The following is a 17,679-nucleotide window of genomic DNA, read 5'->3' as shown; positions in this document are numbered from 1 at the left end:
CCTGCCGCCCCGTTCATCGGCGCTTCGCGCCTCGTCCTCACACGCCGGACGGGCTGATTGTCTGCGGACCGGCACGATCCAGCCCGTCCGGCGTCCGAGGAAGCGCGCACAGCGCGATGCCGCTCCACCCGTCCGGCGTGAGGACCACGCCGCGATCCCCCCTGCCCAGAAAGCCCCATGCACTTACGAGGTCAACGATGTCCCCGTTCGCCCCCTCGGGCTCCTCCGGAGCCCTCACCGCGCTCGCCGCCGCCGAAGAACCGGAGAAGGTCCCGCACACCGGTGGCCTGATGGCCCTGATCGACGGCACGGCGGGACTGCTGACCGTCGCGGCCCTCGGCATCCTGCTGCTCCTCTACCTGATCATCAAGGTCAGGCTCCAGCCGTTCGTGGCCCTGCTCGCCGTCTCCATAGCCGTCGGACTCGCCGCCGGCCTTTCGGTCACCGAACTCTTCGGCACGGTCCAGAAGTCGACCGCGACCTCGCTCATCGAAACCGGCATGGGCGGCATCCTCGGCCATGTGGCGATCATCATCGGCCTCGGCACGATGCTCGGCGCGATCCTCGAAGTCTCCGGCGGCGCCGAGGTGTTGTCCAAGCGCCTCCTCGACCTCTTCGGTGAGCAGCGCGCCCCCGTGGCCATGGGCCTGACCGGCCTCATCTTCGGCATACCGGTCTTCTTCGACGTCGGCATCTTCGTCCTCGCGCCGATCGTGTACGCCGCCGCCAAGCGCAGCGGCAAGTCGATCCTCCTGTACTGCCTGCCGCTGCTCGCCGGCCTGTCGATGACGCACGCCTTCCTGCCCCCGCACCCGGGGCCCGTGGCGGCGGCCGGGCTGCTGAAGGTGGACCTCGGCTGGGTCATCCTCATGGGCATCGTCTGCGGCATCCCGGCCGTGCTCGCGGCCTGGGCGTACGCCGCCTGGATCGGCAAGCGGATCTTCGTCCCCGTACCGCAGGACATGCTGGAGGCCTCCGAGGAGGCGAAGGCGGCCGTCGCCGAGGAGCAGCGCGCGCAGGGCCTGACCCCGACGGAGGAGCCGGTCGCGCTGAGCACCGTGTTCCTGATCATCGGCACGCCGCTGCTGCTCATCCTGCTGGCGACGTTCTCCTCCATCGCCTTCGACCCGTCCACGCTGCGCAGCGTGATCGAGTTCTTCGGCCACCCCTTCGTCGCCCTGACGATCGCGCTCCTGATGGCGTACTACCTGCTCGGCATCCGGCGCGGCTGGTCCCGCAAGTCCCTGGAGACGGTGTCGACGGCGTCGCTCAAGCCCGTCGGCAACATCCTGCTCGTCGTCGGCGCGGGCGGGGTCTTCGGCGCCGTGCTCAAGGGCAGCGGCGTCGCCGACGCCCTCGCCGACACCTTCAACGACGTGGGCCTGCCGGTCATCGTCCTCGCCTACCTCATCTCCCTGGTCCTGCGCGTGGCGCAGGGCTCGGCGACGGTCGCGATCGTCACCACCGCGGGCATCGTCGCCCCGCTGCTCGCCGAGGGCGACTACTCGCACGCCTTCACGGCCCTGGTCATCATGGCCATCTCCGCGGGCTCGATCTTCGCCTCGCACGTCAACGACGGCGGCTTCTGGATCGTGGCGAAGTACTTCGGCATCACCGAGCGCGACACCCTGAAGTCCTGGACGGTCCTGGAGTCGGTCCTGTCGGTGGCGGGCTTCGCGGTGGCGGCGGTGGTGAGCCTCTTCGTGTAGCCGCCGCGGACGGCGGCGGGCCGTCGCACGCGGGCGAGTGGCCACCGCGTACGGCACGGCGGAGCGGGGGCACCCGGTGGATCACCGAGTGCCCCCGCTCCGGCGCCGCTTCACGACTGGCGCAGTACCACGCCTTCCTGGCCCGGCCGCCGAACCGACCGTGCCTGATCGTTACGCCGCCTGCGCAGCACGCGCAGGGGGCGGTGCGTTCCGCAGCAGCGGCCGGCCCGGGAGCCGGTGGTCGCCGCCGCCCTGGCGACGTCCGCCGCCAGGGCGAGGACCACTCCTGTCACGGCTCCCGCGACGGCCAGCGCGGCCCGTCGCCGCGAGGGTCCGGGAGACGCCGAGAGCATCGAAAGCATGGAGGACACAGCGCGCACAGAGCACTTCCTCTCCGTAGTCCGGTCAGCGGGTGATCCGCTTTTGTGATCACCCGCCGAGAGGCTGCGCCTGAACTGCCCCGCTATGCATGCGGCGTCGGGAATCAACCCCTGTGAGTGATCAACGACGACCCCAGGGGGCTACGCGTGCCCGGTCACTGTCCGGTGCAGTACTGCTGTTCCTTCCCGATCGAGCGGTACATGCAGTCCGAGTTCTCCAGGAGCTGGAGCACCGCGTCCCGGTTGCGGGAGGTCTCGCGCTCGATGACCTCGTCGGGCGGGTAGAAGCCGCCCCCGCCGGACCGGGGGTACATCTCGAAGGTGTAGCCGAAGATCTTCTGGTTGCCCCAGAGCCAGTCGTCGATGGTGCCGTCGGTGATGTAGAGGTCGCTGGACTGCTCGGGCGTGTAGCCGTTGCTCGCGGCCATCTTGCGGCCGACGGTGGCGAAGGCGTCGTGGTCGTCCTGGGTCAGACCGGGCGCCGTGTCGTTGTACGTGTAGCCGAACGGCCACAGGACCAGCTCGCTGTACGTGTGGAAGTCGATGCCCGCCTTGATCTGCTGCTTGCCGCCGACCACCCGGCTGCGCACGAAGTTCGCGACGACCTTGACCTCGGGGCCCGACTCGGGCGCGCTGCCCCGGTAGGTCTCGGATCCGGGCGTGCCCGAGGAACCGCCGCAGCAGCCCCACTTGAAGTTCCAGTTGCGGTTCAGGTCGGTGCCGGTGGCGCCGCCCGAGTTGGGCTGCCGGTTCAGGCGCCAGCTGCGGTAGGAGCCGGTGGCGATGTCGTACTCGCCGCCGTCGGGGTTGAGGTCCGGCACGATCCAGATCTCGCGCTCGTTGACCATCTTGGTGACGCGGGGGTCGCTGCCGTAGCCCGCGCCCAGCTCGCGCAGCGTGTAGAGGGCCATCTCCACCGTCAGGTGCTCACGGGCGTGCTGGTGGTGGGTGAAGAGGACCTCGGGCTCGTTCTCGTCCGTGCCGACGTTGTCGCTGACCTTGATGGCGACGATGTCCCGGCCCTGGTACGACTTGCCGATCACGCGCTTGCTCATGATGTTCGGGTACTGCTGGAGCCGCTGGTCGATCTCCGCGGTCATCTCCGCGTAGTTGTGGTAGCGAGAGTCGGCGGGCGGGAAGTCCCGCACCCGCACCGGTCCGTCGCCCGCGCGCTTCGGCGGCCCGGCCAGCGCCTTGAGCGTGTACCCGAGCGCGCGCAGCTTCCTGGCCTGGGCGGCGTTCGCGGAGACGACGACCCCGTGGTCGCCGGCCTCGTCGATGGACACGCCGGTCGCGGCGAGCGCCGTACGGGCGGCGCGCGTGGCGGGTCCGGGCACGGAGTACTGGCGGATCTCGTCCTCGGCCGCGGCGGCGGCCGCCGCCTTCCTGGCCGAAGGGGACGAGGAGTCGGACGCGTTGGCGCTGAGGGGCGCCCCGATCGCGAGGGCGAGCACAGCCGCGAGAGCCGCTGATCTCTTTCCGCGTATGCGAAGTCGCATGAATGCTCCTGTGGGGGTGGGAGTGGTGCATTGCGACGCATGTGGTGCGGGTGGCGCGAGCGCGCGGGGTGCCGGGTGGGCACGGACCGTGCTGGCCCATGGTCGCGGTATGGCATGTTCTGGTCAACACGGCTTTGAGCCGACTGTGGGGCGGCTGTGCGGTGACCGTGTGCGGTCCGTACGGCGACCGCCGGGCCGGAGCACGCGCCTCCCGCGTCCCACGGCCCGCTGCCGTACGACCCCTTGTGCGCCGCGCGCGCTTGCGCTTTCTTGATCGCATGGCCGAAACCAAAGGTGGACCCATCGCAGCCGGGGACGTCGACTCCGTGCCCCGCAAGTCCAGTTGGAAGTACATCGGTCCCGGCATCGTCGTCGCCGCCACCGGGGTCGGCGCCGGCGACCTGGTGGCCACGCTGATCGCGGGCAGCAACTTCGGCTACACCCTGCTGTGGGCCGCCGTCATCGGCTGCGTCGTGAAGATCTCCCTGGCCGAGGCCGCGGGCCGCTGGCACCTGTCGACCGGCCGCACGCTCTTCGAGGGCTGGGCCGGCCTGGGCCGCTGGACGACGTGGTTCTTCGTCGTCTACGTCGTGGTGTGGGGCTTCGCGTACGGCGCGGCCGCGATGTCCTCGTCCGGCCTGCCGCTCCAGGCCCTGTTCCCCGACGTGATGGACCTGAAGTGGTGGGCGGTGCTCACCGGTGTGGTGGGCCTGGTCTTCGTCTGGTTCAACAAGTACGACGTGTTCGAGAAGGTCATGACGGTCCTGGTGGGCGTCATGTTCGTGGTCACGGTGTACCTGGCGGTCCGCGTGACCCCGAACCTGGGTGACGCCGTCGCGGGCCTGCTTCCCGTCCTGCCCGACGAGAAGGACTCGGTCCTCAACACCCTCGGTCTCATCGGCGGCGTCGGCGGCACCATCACGCTGGCCGCGTACGGCTACTGGGTGAACGCCAAGGGCTGGACGAACACGGGCTGGATGAAGGTGATGCGCCTGGACAACCGCGTCGCGTACATCACCACCGGCATCTTCGTCGTGGCGATGCTCTTCGTCGGCGCCGAGCTGCTGCACTCCGCGAACGTCGCCCTCGCGAGCGGCGACAAGGGCCTGGTCCAGCTGAGCGGCATCCTGGAGGAGGAGTACGGCACCGCCACCTCGAAGCTCTTCCTCATCGGCTTCTTCGCCACGTCCTTCACCTCCCTCATCGGCGTCTGGCACGGCGTGAGCCTGATGTTCGCCGACTTCGTGGAGCACTACCGCAAGTCCCGCGTCGGCGCGGACGGCGGTGCCCGCTCCGGCGCCGAGGTGGCCTCCGGCGCCCGCGAGCGCTCGCTGCCCTTCCGCGCCTACCTGCTCTGGCTGACCTTTCCCCCGATCGTCCTGCTCTTCCAGGGCCAGCCGTTCCGCCTGATCATCCTCTACGGCGTCCTGGGCGCGGCCTTCATGCCCTTCCTCGCCCTGACCCTGATCTGGCTCCTCAACTCCTCCCGCACGCCCGCGGAGTGGCGCAACGGCTGGGTCAGCAACGGCATGCTGGTGATCGCGGGCCTGCTGTTCCTGGTGCTGTGCGTCAAGCAGATCACGGACCAGGACTGGAGCAGCTTCTTCTGATCCGCCGGGCGCACCGCGGCGCCGCGGTGCGCCCGGCGGTGGGTTCGCACTACGGCAGGCCGTGGACGTGCGGCCCCACGGCGTTGGACCACGCGTTCCCGTTCAGGGCGTCCCAGTTGGTCGACCAGGTCATGGCGCCGCGGATGCCCGGGTAGGTCCTGGACGGCTTGAAGGAGCCGCAGCCGGTGCCCCGGGCGAGGCAGTCGAGGGCGTTCTTCACGAGGGCCGGCGAGACGTACCCGGATCCGGCCCCGCGCGGTGACGCGGGCGTCCCGATCCCCACCTGCGACGGCGCGAGCCCGCCCTCCAGCTGGATGCAGGCGAGCGCGGTCAGGAAGTCCACGGAGCCCTGGCTGTAGACCTTCCCGTCGCACCCCAGCATCGCGCCGCTGTTGTAGTACTGCATGTTGACGACGGTGAGGATGTCCTTCACGTTCAGGGCCGTCCTGAAGTACGCGTTGGACGTCGACTGCATGTCGATGGTCTGCGGCGCCATGGTGAGCACGAGCCCGGGCCCGGCCTTCTGGGACAGGGACTTGAGGGCCTGGGTCATGTAGGTGGCGTTGAGCCCGTTCTCCAGGTCGATGTCGACGCCGTCGAAGCCGTACTCCTGCATGAGCGCGTACACGGAGGCGGCGAAGTTCGCCGCCGCGGTGGAGCTGTTGACGGAGACGGCCCCGCGCTCGCCCCCGACCGAGACGATCACGGACTTGCCCGCCGCCTTCTTGGCCTTGATGTCGGCCTTGAACTGGGCGACGGTGTAGCCGCCGAGCCCCGCCGAGTCGAGGTTGAAGGTCACCTTCCCCGGCGTCCCGGTGGCGTCCGCGAAGGCGACGGCGATGATGTCGTACTGGTCCTGCACCTGGCTGAGCCGCTGCACGGTGGCGCCGTTGTTGAAGTTCTGCCAGTACCCGGTGACGGCGTGCTTGGGCACGGCCCGAGCCCGTGCCTGCGTCTGGGCGTGTGCCTGCGCCTGTGCCTGCTTCTGGGCGTGGCCCTGCCCAGGCGTCCCGGCGTCCCGGGCGTCGGCGCTCCCGGCCCCACCGGTCGCGAGCCCCGCGACCGCGAGCCCGAGCGCGGCGAGCATCCCGGCGAGAACGCTGCTCCTGCCTCTGCGCGTACGTGTACCTGTGCGTGCGCGGTCCACTTCTGCCTCCGGTGGGGGGATGGGGGGGAGGGGCCCGTACGGGCCGGAAGGGGACGGTGGCCACCGCTGTTGCTTGGTCGTACAAGTTGGTCCAGACCAATGTGGTTGTCAAGAGGGTGTGTCATGCGGGCCCTCGCGGGCTCGTGTGGCTGATTTCGGATGGCTGCACGGGTCGACCGACCAGCTTGTGAAGTCGCTCTGGCAAAGAACACACACTTCAAACCCTGCCCCCCGACCGTTTTGGAAATGGCGTATTCATGACGTCATCTTGGGGTGTCGTTTGCGCAGGGTGGCGGATTCATAGCGGTGAGGGAGTAAGTGCACGTCAATGGAGCCTCAAGTTCCGCCCGCATGAGCCTAGTTGGGGTTGCATAGATAAGTTGATTTGTGGCGCAGTTCACATTGACGCAAGGAACTCGCGAGGCGTTAACTCTCTCCACCTGCAAACTGTGAAGTTGTCGTAACTCTGGGGTGGGGACTGTGGAGTTGAGGTGGGGGCATGGCCATGCCCGAAAACGAAGAGCATCACGACGCGTCACCGGGGGAGTGTCGGCGACGGCTCTCCTCCTGTCGCTGCTTCCGGCGGTCGCGTTCGCTGTCCCCGGCGGTGAGGCGCATGCCTCGGCGCCCGCCGGGCCGCTGACGGAACAGACCGCGTCGCAGCGCGCGGCGGCGACGGGCGATCCGGTCGAGGTGACGTCGGAGCGCACCGAGTACACGACGACGATGGCGAACCCCGACGGTTCGTTCGTCATGACCCAGTCGACAACGCCACAGCGGGCCCGCGACGAGAACGGCGCGTGGCAGAGCATCGACGTCACGCTGGAGAAGCGCGCCGACGGGACCGTGGGGCCGAAGTCGGCCGTGGTGGACCTCGCCTTCTCAGGCGGCGGCAGCGGATCCGGGCTGCTGACCCTGGGCACGGAGGGACAGCGCCTCAAGCTCGGCTGGCCGGCCACCCTGCCCGAGCCGACCCTCGACGGTGCGACCGCCACGTACGCGGACGTGCCGGTCAAGGGCGTGGACCTCCAGCTGACGGCGACGGCCGAGGGCTACCGCGAGGTCCTCGTCGTCAAGTCGGCCGAGGCCGCCGCGAGTCCCGAGCTGGAGAAGGTCAGGCTCACCGCGCACGGCGAAGGCCTGAGCGTGACCCCTGGTGAGGGCGGCGGCCTGCGGGCGGTCGATGCCGACGGCAACGCCGTGTTCCGGGGGCCGTCCGGGCAGATGTGGGACTCGGCGGGCGACGCCGCGCCCGCGCCCGTGCCCCGCAAGAGTCTGCGGGCGATCCCCCCGGAGGAGCGTCCCGCGGCGAAGGGCGCGACTGAGGACCCGGCACAGCCCGGCCAGGGCGACGCGACCGCCGACCTGCCCGTGACCGTCGGCGACGGGGCGGTCTCCGTGACCCCCGACCTTGACCTGCTGCGCGGCAAGAAGACCGTGTACCCGGTCTTCATCGATCCTTCGGTGGGCCTGGGGCTCTCCGAATGGACGAAGCTGTCGTCGGACGGCGACAAGTTCTGGAAGTTCAGCGAGCCCAAGGGCGTGGGCCGCTGCGGCATCGCGGACGGCTACTACTGCAGCCAGGGCGGCTACACGGACCGGATGTACTTCGAGTTCGGCGCCTCCAAGCTGGCGGGCAAGCACGTCCTGGACGCCACGTTCCGCGCGTACGAGACGTGGTCGTTCAACTGCCAGCCGCACTGGCTCGACCTGGAGCGCACGGACAACATCTCCGAGGGCACGCGCTGGCCGGGTCCGAAGCAGCTCGACCAGATGGGCGACCGGTACGTCTCGGCGGGGCGCGGCAACCTCTGCAGCCCGGAACAGCCCAACTCCTGGATCGAGTTCAACGACAACCCGGACGAGAAGGACGAGAACCTCACCTCCACGGTGCGCTCCCTCGCCAACGGCAAGATCTCGCGCCTCACACTGATGCTCCGCGCCAAGGACGAGGGCGAGCCGCGGGCGTGGAAGCGGTTCGACAACAACGCCGAGCTCAAGGTCTGGTACATGCACAAGCCGGGAGTGCCGACGTCCGTCGGCGCCATCCCCGGTACGGGCAACGGCAAGGCGCAGTGCCGCCCGGCGAAGGATCCCGTGACCGTCACGGTGGACAAGCCGACGCTCCGGGCCCGGGTGCAGACCAAGGTCGAACAGCACCAGGGCGAGGAAGAAGGCTCCCTCCAGGCCGAGTTCGTGATGCAGCGCTCCAGCACGGACACGACGTCAGGTTCGTGGGACGAGGTCTGGAAGGACTACAAACCGGACTCGGGCTGGGACCCGGACGGCACGACGGAGGAGATCACCACCACCAATCGGGCGGACGGCGGCCTGTACCGCTTCAAGGCGCGCACCCAGTCGCACTGGGTCTACGGCGGCAAGAAGGGCGACCTCTTCTCCCCGTACTCGAAGTGGTGCTACCTGCGCATCGACTCGACGGCGCCCAAGGAGCCGACGATCGAGTCGTTCGCTCCGTACCGCGAGTGCACCGCCAACAAGTGCGACCCGCACGGCGGCCCGGGCAAGCCCGGAATCTTCTACTTCAAGCCGAACAAGGCGGACAAGGACGTCCGGCAGTACCGCTGGCGGTTCCTGACCTCGGAGGCCGACGCCACCAGAACGGTGTCGGCGTCGGAAAGCGGTATGGCGGTGGTCCCGGTCAAACCTGGCCTGGGGGGCGCCCAGACCCTCTCCGTGGAGGCCAGTGACTTGAAGAAGGACAAGGAAGGCCGGGTGCGCTGGGGCCCGCCCGCCGAGTTCGTCTTCAAGGTCGACGCGGCCGAAGGGACGACCGGGCGGTGGCGCTTCGACGACGCCGGTCCGGGGTCCAGCAAGACCGTCGCGAACGACACCGGGCAGATCGGCAGCCGCCACGACATCGTGAGGCGCGACGAGGCCGCCACCGATTGGTCGACGCTGGGCCGCCGGGGCGCCGGAGACTATTCGCTGCGCCTGAACGACAACCAGAGTGACCCCGACAAACAGATCGGCTACGCCTCCACGGACGGCGTCCCGGTCAACACGCAGGGCTCCTTCACGGTGTCCGCCTGGGCCTACCTGTCCGACGACAAGTCCAATCGCGTGGTGCTGTCCGCGCCGGGCGAGCACGGTTCGGCCTTCACGCTGTACTACTCGTCCGCCCTCAAGAAGTGGGTGTTCAACCGCACCGATCAGGACAAGGACGGGCCCGTCTACGTCCGTTCCACGGCTGACGCGGAGAACCCGCCCCTGAAGGTGTGGACGCATCTCGTGGGCGTTTTCGACACACAGGACAACGCCGACGAGAAGGACGACACCATCCAGCTCTTCCTCAACGGCAGGCCCCAGGGCAAGCCGGTGGTGCTCGCGGACGAGGCTCCCAAGTACACGCCGTGGACCGCCGACCGGAACATGATGGTCGGGCGCTCCAAGGTGGGCGGTTCCTACGCCGAGTACTTCCTGGGGCGGATCGACGAGGTCGCCACGTGGCAACGTCCGCTGACCGACGAGCAGATCCGGGAGGAGAACCGCCTGGAGCGCGGCGGCCTGCCCACCAACGAGCTCGTCGGGCACTGGGACGCCACCATCTCCTCCGGAGGCCAGGTCGTCGAGAGCCCGGAGGATCCGGGCGACCCGTCCAGCGCCGCCTTCCCCTACCGCCGGGGTCCACTGGACCTGTCCGACTCCGGTGCCCGCCTGACCGGTGAGGACGCCACCTCCCTCGTCCTGGACGGCAAGAGCGGCTACGCCAAGGTCGGGGGACCCGTCGTCGACGAGACCGGGTCGTTCACCGTGTCGGCACGGGTGCGGCTGACCAAGGCCGAGTTCGCGGGCAAGGACATCGGATACCGGGCGCTCGTGGCCGGGCAGGCCACGCCGGTCGGCAAGGAGTCGTCGTGGGCGCTGTGGGTGGAGAAGGTTTCTTCCGGCTCCTACCAGTGGAAGTTCGGACGCACCGCGGTGAACGCCGACGGCAAGGTCGTGGCGACTGCAGTCGCACCGGCCGAGGACACGATCGGTGAGAAGGAGTGGGACACCTGGGTCGACGTGACCGGAGTCTTCGACGCCGGTCTCGACTTCACCGACGACGACGGCGATCAGCGCTTCGGCGCGGCCCGGCTCTACGTCGGCCAGTTCGCCCAGCAGGGTGAGGACGACGCCGGGCTCGCCAGGGTCCAGCAGGGTGACGGCGCGCTGACGGTGGGGCGTGGATCCGCCCAGGGCAAGACCGGCCACTACCTGCCGGGGGACCTCGCGAAGCTGCGCGTGTGGGCCGGCGCGATGAACCGGGAGCAGGTCGCCGACCAGATCGCGGAGCCCTCGACGTAGGCCGACAGGGCCTTCCTCCCGGTCCTCTCTTCTCCCTCACTGGTTTCGAAGGCGTGCGGCCGCCGACGCTGCGGCCGCACGCGAGGAGACACACACATGAAACAGCTTGGCTTCGGGCTGCCCGGAACCGGCAGATCAGCGAGACGCCGATGGAGCTCGCGGATCGCCGTCGTCACGGGCTTCGCCCTCTTGCCGGGGCTCCTGTCCCCGGTGATGTTCACGAACACGGCATCCGCGGCCACGGACCCGCTCGGCAGACCAAAGCTGGAGGCCCCCCGCTCGGCCGAGGTCTCACCGTTCACGGCGGAGGCGAACGACAAGAACGCGGCCGTGGTCCGCAAGTCCGCGGCGGCCGACCTCGAGGCAGCCCGGCGGGCCCACGGTGACCAGCGGCGCACCGTGACCTGGCCCAAGGCCGGCACGGCCACCTTGAAGCTGCCCGACTCGGGTGCGGCGGAGGCCGGCCCCGGATCCCTGCCGGTCACGCTCTTCGCGCCGAAGGCCGCGAAGGGGGCACCCCAGCGGGCCGCCGACCGGCTCAAGGTCAAGGTCCTCGGCCAGCGGGAGGCGAGGAGGCTCGGAGTCAAGGGCGTCGTCCTCACCGTGTCGGGCCCCAAGGACGGCGGCACGGCAAGTCTGGGCATCGACTACTCGGCCTTCGCCTCCGCGTACGGCGGCGACTGGGCGGGGCGCCTCCAGGTCCTGCGGCTGCCGGACTGCGCCCTCGACCATCCCGGCAAGGCCGACTGCCGCACCCGCCAACCGATGGAGTTCACCAACGCCCGCAAGGACGAGCGGCTGAAGGCCCAGCTGTCGCTCCCCGCAGCCACCTCCGGCGCGAAGGCGGGCCGGACCATGGTCCTGGCCCTGGCCGCGGGCACCAAGTCGGGCGCCGGCGACTACAAGGCGACCCCGCTTGCCGCCTCCTCCACCTGGGAGGCAGGGGGTTCGTCGGGCTCCTTCACGTGGTCGTACCCGCTGCGCACGCCCCCGGCGGCGGCGGGCCCCGCGCCCGACCTGACGATCTCCTACGACTCCGGAAGCGTGGACGGCCGCACCGCCTCCACCAACAACCAGGGCACGGTCATCGGCGAGGGCTTCGACCTCACCTCCTCCTACATCGAGCGCAAGTACGGCTCCTGCGAGGACGACGGGCACGACAAGAAGTACGACCTGTGCTGGAAGTACGACAACGCCTCGCTGGTCCTGAACGGCAAGGCCACCGAGCTGGTCAAGGACGACACCAGCGGCGAGTGGCGGCTGAAGAACGACGACGCGTCGACCGTCAAGCGCCACACCGGCGCGAGCAACGGCGACGACAACGGCGAGTACTGGACGGTCACCACCGGCGACGGCACGACCTACACGTTCGGCCTCAACAAGCTGGAGGGCGCGGGGACGGACGACCGCACCGACTCGGTCTGGACCGTGCCGGTCTTCGGCGACGACGAGGGCGAGCCCGGCTACTCCGACGGAACCGGCTTCTCCGACCGGGACAAGAAGCAGGCCTGGCGCTGGAACCTCGACCTCGTCGCGGACACCCGCGGCAACGCCATGACGTACTGGTACGAAGCCGAGCACAACAACTACGACAAGCTCGGCGACGACAACACCGGCACCGACTACACGCGCGGCGGCTACCTCAAGGAGATCCGCTACGGCCAGCGCGCCGACGCCCTCTTCTCAGCCAAGCCCGCCGCCTCCAACAAGGTGACCTTCACCTATGCCGAACGCTGCCTGGCGTCCGGGACCGGTTGTGACGAGCTGACCGAGGACAAGCGGGACAACTGGCCGGACGTGCCGTTCGACAGCGTCTGCAAGGACGACAAGAAGTGCACCGGCAACGTCGGCCCCTCGTTCTTCACCCGCAAGCGCATGACGGCCGTCACCACGTACGCGTGGAACGCCGCAGCGGACGCGCTCGCCTATTGGCAGGTCGACAGCTGGAAGCTGAAGCACCTGTACCTCGACCCGGGCGACACCGGCGACAGCACCGACCAGGCCCTGTGGCTGGACGAGATCCAGCACACGGGCAAGCGCGGCGCTGACATCTCGCTGGACCCGGTGAAGTTCACCCACGCCTTCCTGCCCAACAGGGTCGACGGCGCGTCGGACGACATCCTCTCCCTCGACAAGCCGCGCCTGCGCACGGTCACGTCCGAGACGGGCGCCCAGACGATCGTCTCGTACCAGCCCGCCGATTGCGTGGCGGGCCAGACGATGCCGAAGCCGGACGACAACACCCGGCGCTGCTACCCCGTGTACTGGTCCCCGAACGGGGAGAAGACCCCGAAGCTCGACTGGTTCCAGAAGTACCCGGTCACGTCCGTCTCCACCACGGACCCCCGTGGCGGCGCGGAAGCCGTGCAGCACACGTACGAGTACTCCGGGGGCGGTGCCTGGCACTACAACGACGACCCGATGACGCCCGCCAAGGAACGCACCTGGTCGGTCTGGCGCGGCTACGAGAAGGTCACGCACTACACCGGTGACAAGGGCACCGACCGTCTCAAGACGGTCAACATCTACATGCGCGGCATGAACGGCGACCGCGTCGCCGGTTCCGACGGCAAGACACCGGACCCGGACAAGCGCAGGACGGCCAAGGCCGGCGGCGTCAAGGCGGAGGAGATCACCGACTCCGACCAGTACGCGGGCTTCACGCGGGAGACGGTCACCTACAACGGCGACACCGAGGTCTCCGCGACGATCACCGACCCGTGGTCGAAGCGGACCGCGACGCAGCACAAGTCGTACGCGGACACCGAGGCGTACTACGTGCGCACGGCCGCCACCCACGAGCGCACCCGCGTCACCAGCGGCGACACCCCGCGCGACCGCGTTCGCACCGTCAAGACCGCCTACGACGACTACGGCATGCCCGAGTCCGTCGAGGACAAGGGCGACGACGACGTCACAGGTGACGAGACCTGCACCCGTACCTGGTACGCGCGCAACGACGACAAGGGCATCAACTCCCTCGCCTCTCGCACCCGTACGGTCGCCAAACCCTGCTCGACGACGGTCGCGGATCTCGACCTGCCCGCCGACTCCGACAAGCCGGGCGACGTCGTGACCGACACGGCGACCGTCTACGACGACCCGGACGCCACGAAGTGGACGTCCGCCCAGAAGCCGACCAAGGGCCAGCCGACCTGGACCGGCCGGGCGAAGTCATACGGGACGGACAACGTCGCGTCCTGGCAGAAGGTGTCCACGACGACGTATGACACGCTCGGCCGCCCGACCGAGGTCAAGGACACCAACGGGCTCATCACGGCGAAGTCGAGCTACACCCCTGCCGTCTCGGGTCCGCTGACGTCGAGCAGCGTCTCGAACGTCAAGGGCCACAAGATCACCACGGACGTCGAGTTCGCCACCGGCGCCCCCGTGAAGGTCACCGACCCCAACGACAAGATCACGGAGACGACGTACGACAGCCTCGGCCGCACCACGCAAATCTGGCTGCCCAACCGGCTCCGCGTGCTCGACAAGACCCCCAACTACGTCTATGACTACAAGGTCACCAGCAAGGCCATGTCCTGGGTGTCCACCGGCACCCTCAAGGGCGACGGCTCCGGCTACAACACCTCGTACGAGTTCTACGACTCCCTCCTGCGCCCCCGTCAGACCCAGACCCCCACACCGGTGGGCGGCCGTCTGATCGGCATCACGCTCTACGACACGCGGGGCCTCGCCGTCAGCGCCCAGGGCGAATCCTGGGACGAGACGTCGGCCCCGAGCGGTACGCCCGTACAGACCGAGGGCAGTCAGGCCCCGCTCCAGACCGACACCACGTACGACGCGGCGGGTCGTGCCACGAAGGCCGTCACGAAGAACTTCGGCGTGACGCGCTGGACGACCACGACCACCTACTCCGGTGACGCGGTGGCCGCCAGCGCCCCCGACGGCGGGCAGGCGACGGCCGAGGTCACCGACGCCCGCGGCCAGGTCGTGCTGCGCCGTGAGTACGGCGGCCCGAAGCCGACCGGAACCGACTTCACGAGCACCCGCTACACCTACACACCCGGAGGCCAGCAGGAGACGATCACCGGGCCCGACAAGGCCAAGTGGTCCTACGCCTACGACCTGTTCGGCCGCCAGGTGAGTGCCGACGACCCGGACAAGGGCGTCACGACCACGACGTACGACAGCCTCGACCGGCCTCTCACCACCAAGGACGTCGAGAACCGGAAGCTGCTGTACGGCTACGACGACCTCGGCCGCAAGACGGGCATGTGGCACACCGAGAAGACGGACGCCAACAAGCTCGCCGCCTGGACCTTCGACGACCTCGCCAAGGGCCAGCAGGACACCGCCACCCGCTACGACGGCGGCCTGACGGGCAAGGCGTACACCCAGAAGGTCACCACCTACACCCCGCTCTACGAGGTCAAGGAGAGCGAGCTCAGCCTGCCCGATGACGACCCGATCGTGAAGGCGGGCGTTCCCCAGAAGCTGGCCTTCAGCACGGGCTACCGCTTCGACGGCACGATCAGCCAGGCCTCGCAGCCCGCCGTGGCGGGTCTCAAGGGCGAGACGGTCGGTTACGAGTACAACGCCACGGGCCAGCAGACCGGCCTGGACGGCACCACGGGCTACCTGCACGGCGCCGCCTTCTCCCCGCAGGGCGACCTGCGCCAGCTCACGCTGGGTATGAGCGGCGCCAGCACGGAGAAGAAGGCCTACCTCAACTACGACTACGAGGCGGGAACCCGTCGCCTCACCCGCTCCTACGTCACCGATGACGTGCACGGCTACATGCCGCAGGAGCTGAAGTTCAAGCGGGACGACGCCGGAAACGTCCTCTCCATCTTCGACGCCACGACGCAGGGAGGCACCGACAAGGCCGACTACCAGTGCTTCGAGTACGACGGCTACAGCCGCCTGACCGAGGCCTGGACCCCGAAGACGGCGGACTGCGCCGCGGCGAAGCGCACCAAGGCCAACATCGACGGGGCGGCCCCGTACTGGACGTCTTACACGTACAACGACGCGGGCCAGCGCAAGTCCGAAACGCAGCACACGGCGTCGGGCGACGAGACCACGTCGTACGGGTACGGCACGCCGGAGGGCCAGCCCCACCCGCTCACCAAGACGACGGGGTCCCGTGCGGCCACATACGAGTACGACAAGGCCGGCAACACCACGAAGCGCCCCGGGCCGAAGGCCCAGCAGACCCTGACGTGGAACACGGAGGGCAAGCTGGCCAAGACCCTCGAAGGAACGGCCGAGACCGCCTACCTCTACGACGCAGACGGCGAGCTCCTCATCCGCCGGGCCAAGGGCGACGGCGACACGGTCCTCTACCTCGGAGCCACGGAAGTCCGCCTGACGACGAAGGGCACGAAGAAGACACTCGCCGGCACCCGCTACTACACCGCCAACGGCCAGACCATCGCGGTCCGCACCGGCACGAGCGGCGCCGCGGACACGGAACTCAGCTTCCTGGCAGCGGACCACCACGGCACGTCGAGCATCGCGCTGGACGCGAAGACGTACGCGGTGACGAAGCGCTACACGACGCCCTTCGGCTCCCCGCGCGGCGAGAAGACCCCCGCCTGGCCGGACGACAAGGGCTTCTTGGGCAAGCCGGTGGACAAGGGGACCGGGCTGACGCACATCGGAGCACGGGAGTACGACCCGGCCATCGGCCAGTTCATCAGCGTGGACCCGCTGCTGGAGGTGGCCAAGACAGGCAGCCTCAATGGCTACAGCTACTCGGAGAACAATCCCGTCACCGCATCCGACCCGTCGGGTCTGGGGTCCTCCTACGAGTGCAAGGGCAAGGGGTGTGGTGGTGGAGCAGCCGACTTCATCGACTCCAACGCCGCCCCGGACTTCTCCTCCGGTGAGACTTGGAGTGACAAGTACCCGAACTTCCCCACAAACAACTCTGGTTACGGCGGCGCAAGAGACTACCAGTGCGGGTACGTCGGTTGCGGAAGCAGTGGTGTGACGGGCTACGGGCCGCGCATAGACAGACTGCACGCGCCCAAAAGGGGCCCCGGTGACAACAGTAATTGGTTCACCAAAGCCATTGGTGTGGTGGTCGCCGTTGTCCTACCTGACTTTGAGGCGTGGAAGCGCTGCGGGACCGATCTGGGGGCACATTGTGGTGTCCTGCTGCTCGATGCCCCTGTAGCCAAGCCGTTGAAGATAGGGAAGGGGGTCTTCAAGCTCACTCGGAAGGGCGACAGAGCAGCTGACAGAGCGCCCAGGGCGAAGGTCTCGCCGGACTGCAACAAGTGCTTCCTGGCCGGCACCGATGTCCTCATGGCGAAGGGCAAGACGAAGGACATCGAGGACGTCAAGCTCGGTGACAAGGTGCTCGCTACCGATCCGAAGGCGGGCAAGACGGGGCTACGGAAGGTAACCCGCCTCATCGTCACGGAAAACGACAAGCGATTCAACGAACTGTCCATCGCCACCGGCGATGGCATCGAGAAGCTCACCGCAACGCACGAGCACCCGTTCTGGTCCCCCTCCGAAGGACGCTGGGTCGAAGCCCGCCACTTGGAACCGGGCATGTCGCTCCGGACGGCCGACGGCGACACGGTGGTGGTCACCAAGAACCGTGCCTTCACGAAGCATGCGCGTACGTACAACCTCACCGTTGACGAGATCCACACGTACTATGTACTCGCTGGTCAGACGCCAGTTCTCGTTCACAACAGCAATTGTGCTGGCGCCGGACGTGACTTGATCGGTGGGCAAGAGCAGTTCCACATCATTCACGGTGACAGAACGGGTGGCGGCCACAAATGGCCGGGACAGCCTGGAAAGACCGTTTTTCCGCGCGATTGGGACACTGACAAGATCCTCGACGGCATTGCCGATGTGGCGACCAGCCCGAACAGCGTCAGAACGCAGCAGACAGGCCGAGCTGGAGCCCTGTTCACGAGGAACGGGGATCCGTCGCGGTGGAAGGTTGAAGGAGTAGTGGACGGCGTGAACATCAGGGTCATTTATGAACCTGCAACGGACCGAATTGTGACCGGCTTCCCGTACCGGCCCTGACTGGAG

5 protein-coding genes and 1 pseudogene are annotated in these 17,679 nt (G+C 68.5%); 4 read left to right on the top strand and 2 right to left on the bottom strand.

Going from position 1 to position 17,679, the window contains the following annotated elements; genetic code table 11:
- Positions 1-197: 197 nt before the first annotated feature.
- Positions 198-1,709: a GntP family permease gene (locus tag AC5WAM_RS15450; protein ID WP_366793076.1), complete on the top strand. Its 1,512-nt coding sequence runs from the start codon at positions 198-200 to the stop codon at positions 1,707-1,709.
- Between the two features lie 535 nt (positions 1,710-2,244).
- Here the strand turns inward: AC5WAM_RS15450 and AC5WAM_RS15445 are convergent.
- The gene (locus AC5WAM_RS15445; protein WP_366793077.1) at positions 2,245-3,588 is read right to left on the bottom strand and encodes a M14 family metallopeptidase; all 1,344 of its coding nucleotides are present in this window, start codon (positions 3,586-3,588) and stop codon (positions 2,245-2,247) included.
- Positions 3,589-3,866: 278 nt separating this feature from the next.
- Between AC5WAM_RS15445 and AC5WAM_RS15440 the strand changes: the two genes are divergently transcribed.
- A complete protein-coding gene (locus AC5WAM_RS15440; protein ID WP_366793078.1) occupies positions 3,867-5,198 on the top strand; it encodes an Nramp family divalent metal transporter in 1,332 nt (443 codons plus the stop codon).
- A 49-nt stretch (positions 5,199-5,247) separates the two neighbouring features.
- Here AC5WAM_RS15440 and AC5WAM_RS15435 read toward each other — a convergent pair.
- A pseudogene (locus tag AC5WAM_RS15435) lies at positions 5,248-6,135 on the bottom strand (chitinase); the annotation flags it as partial.
- A 1,812-nt stretch (positions 6,136-7,947) separates the two neighbouring features.
- Between AC5WAM_RS15435 and AC5WAM_RS15430 the strand changes: the two are divergent.
- Positions 7,948-10,653 carry a laminin G domain-containing protein gene (locus AC5WAM_RS15430; RefSeq protein ID WP_495523591.1) on the top strand — a complete coding sequence of 902 codons (2,706 nt, stop codon included), beginning with the start codon at positions 7,948-7,950 and terminating at the stop codon, positions 10,651-10,653.
- A 96-nt stretch (positions 10,654-10,749) separates the two neighbouring features.
- A complete protein-coding gene (locus AC5WAM_RS15425) occupies positions 10,750-17,673 on the top strand; it encodes a polymorphic toxin-type HINT domain-containing protein (protein WP_495522912.1) in 6,924 nt (2,307 codons plus the stop codon).
- The last annotated feature ends 6 nt before the right edge of the window (positions 17,674-17,679 follow it).

The organism is Streptomyces sp. JLYT201 (assembly GCF_059448825.1).
Note: the sequence above shows the minus strand (reverse complement) of the source record. Positions and strands in the feature narration are given on the sequence as shown.

Bases quoted from the DNA above. Each gene is read 5' to 3' on its own strand.
- AC5WAM_RS15450 (WP_366793076.1), top strand. From the start codon at position 198: ATGTCCCCGTTCGCCCCCTCGGGCTCCTCCGGAGCCCTCACCGCGCTC.
- AC5WAM_RS15430 (WP_495523591.1), top strand. From the start codon at position 7,948: ATGTACTTCGAGTTCGGCGCCTCCAAGCTGGCGGGCAAGCACGTCCTG.
- AC5WAM_RS15425 (WP_495522912.1), top strand. From the start codon at position 10,750: ATGAAACAGCTTGGCTTCGGGCTGCCCGGAACCGGCAGATCAGCGAGA.
- AC5WAM_RS15440 (WP_366793078.1), top strand. From the start codon at position 3,867: ATGGCCGAAACCAAAGGTGGACCCATCGCAGCCGGGGACGTCGACTCC.
- AC5WAM_RS15445 (WP_366793077.1), bottom strand. From the start codon at position 3,588: ATGCGACTTCGCATACGCGGAAAGAGATCAGCGGCTCTCGCGGCTGTG.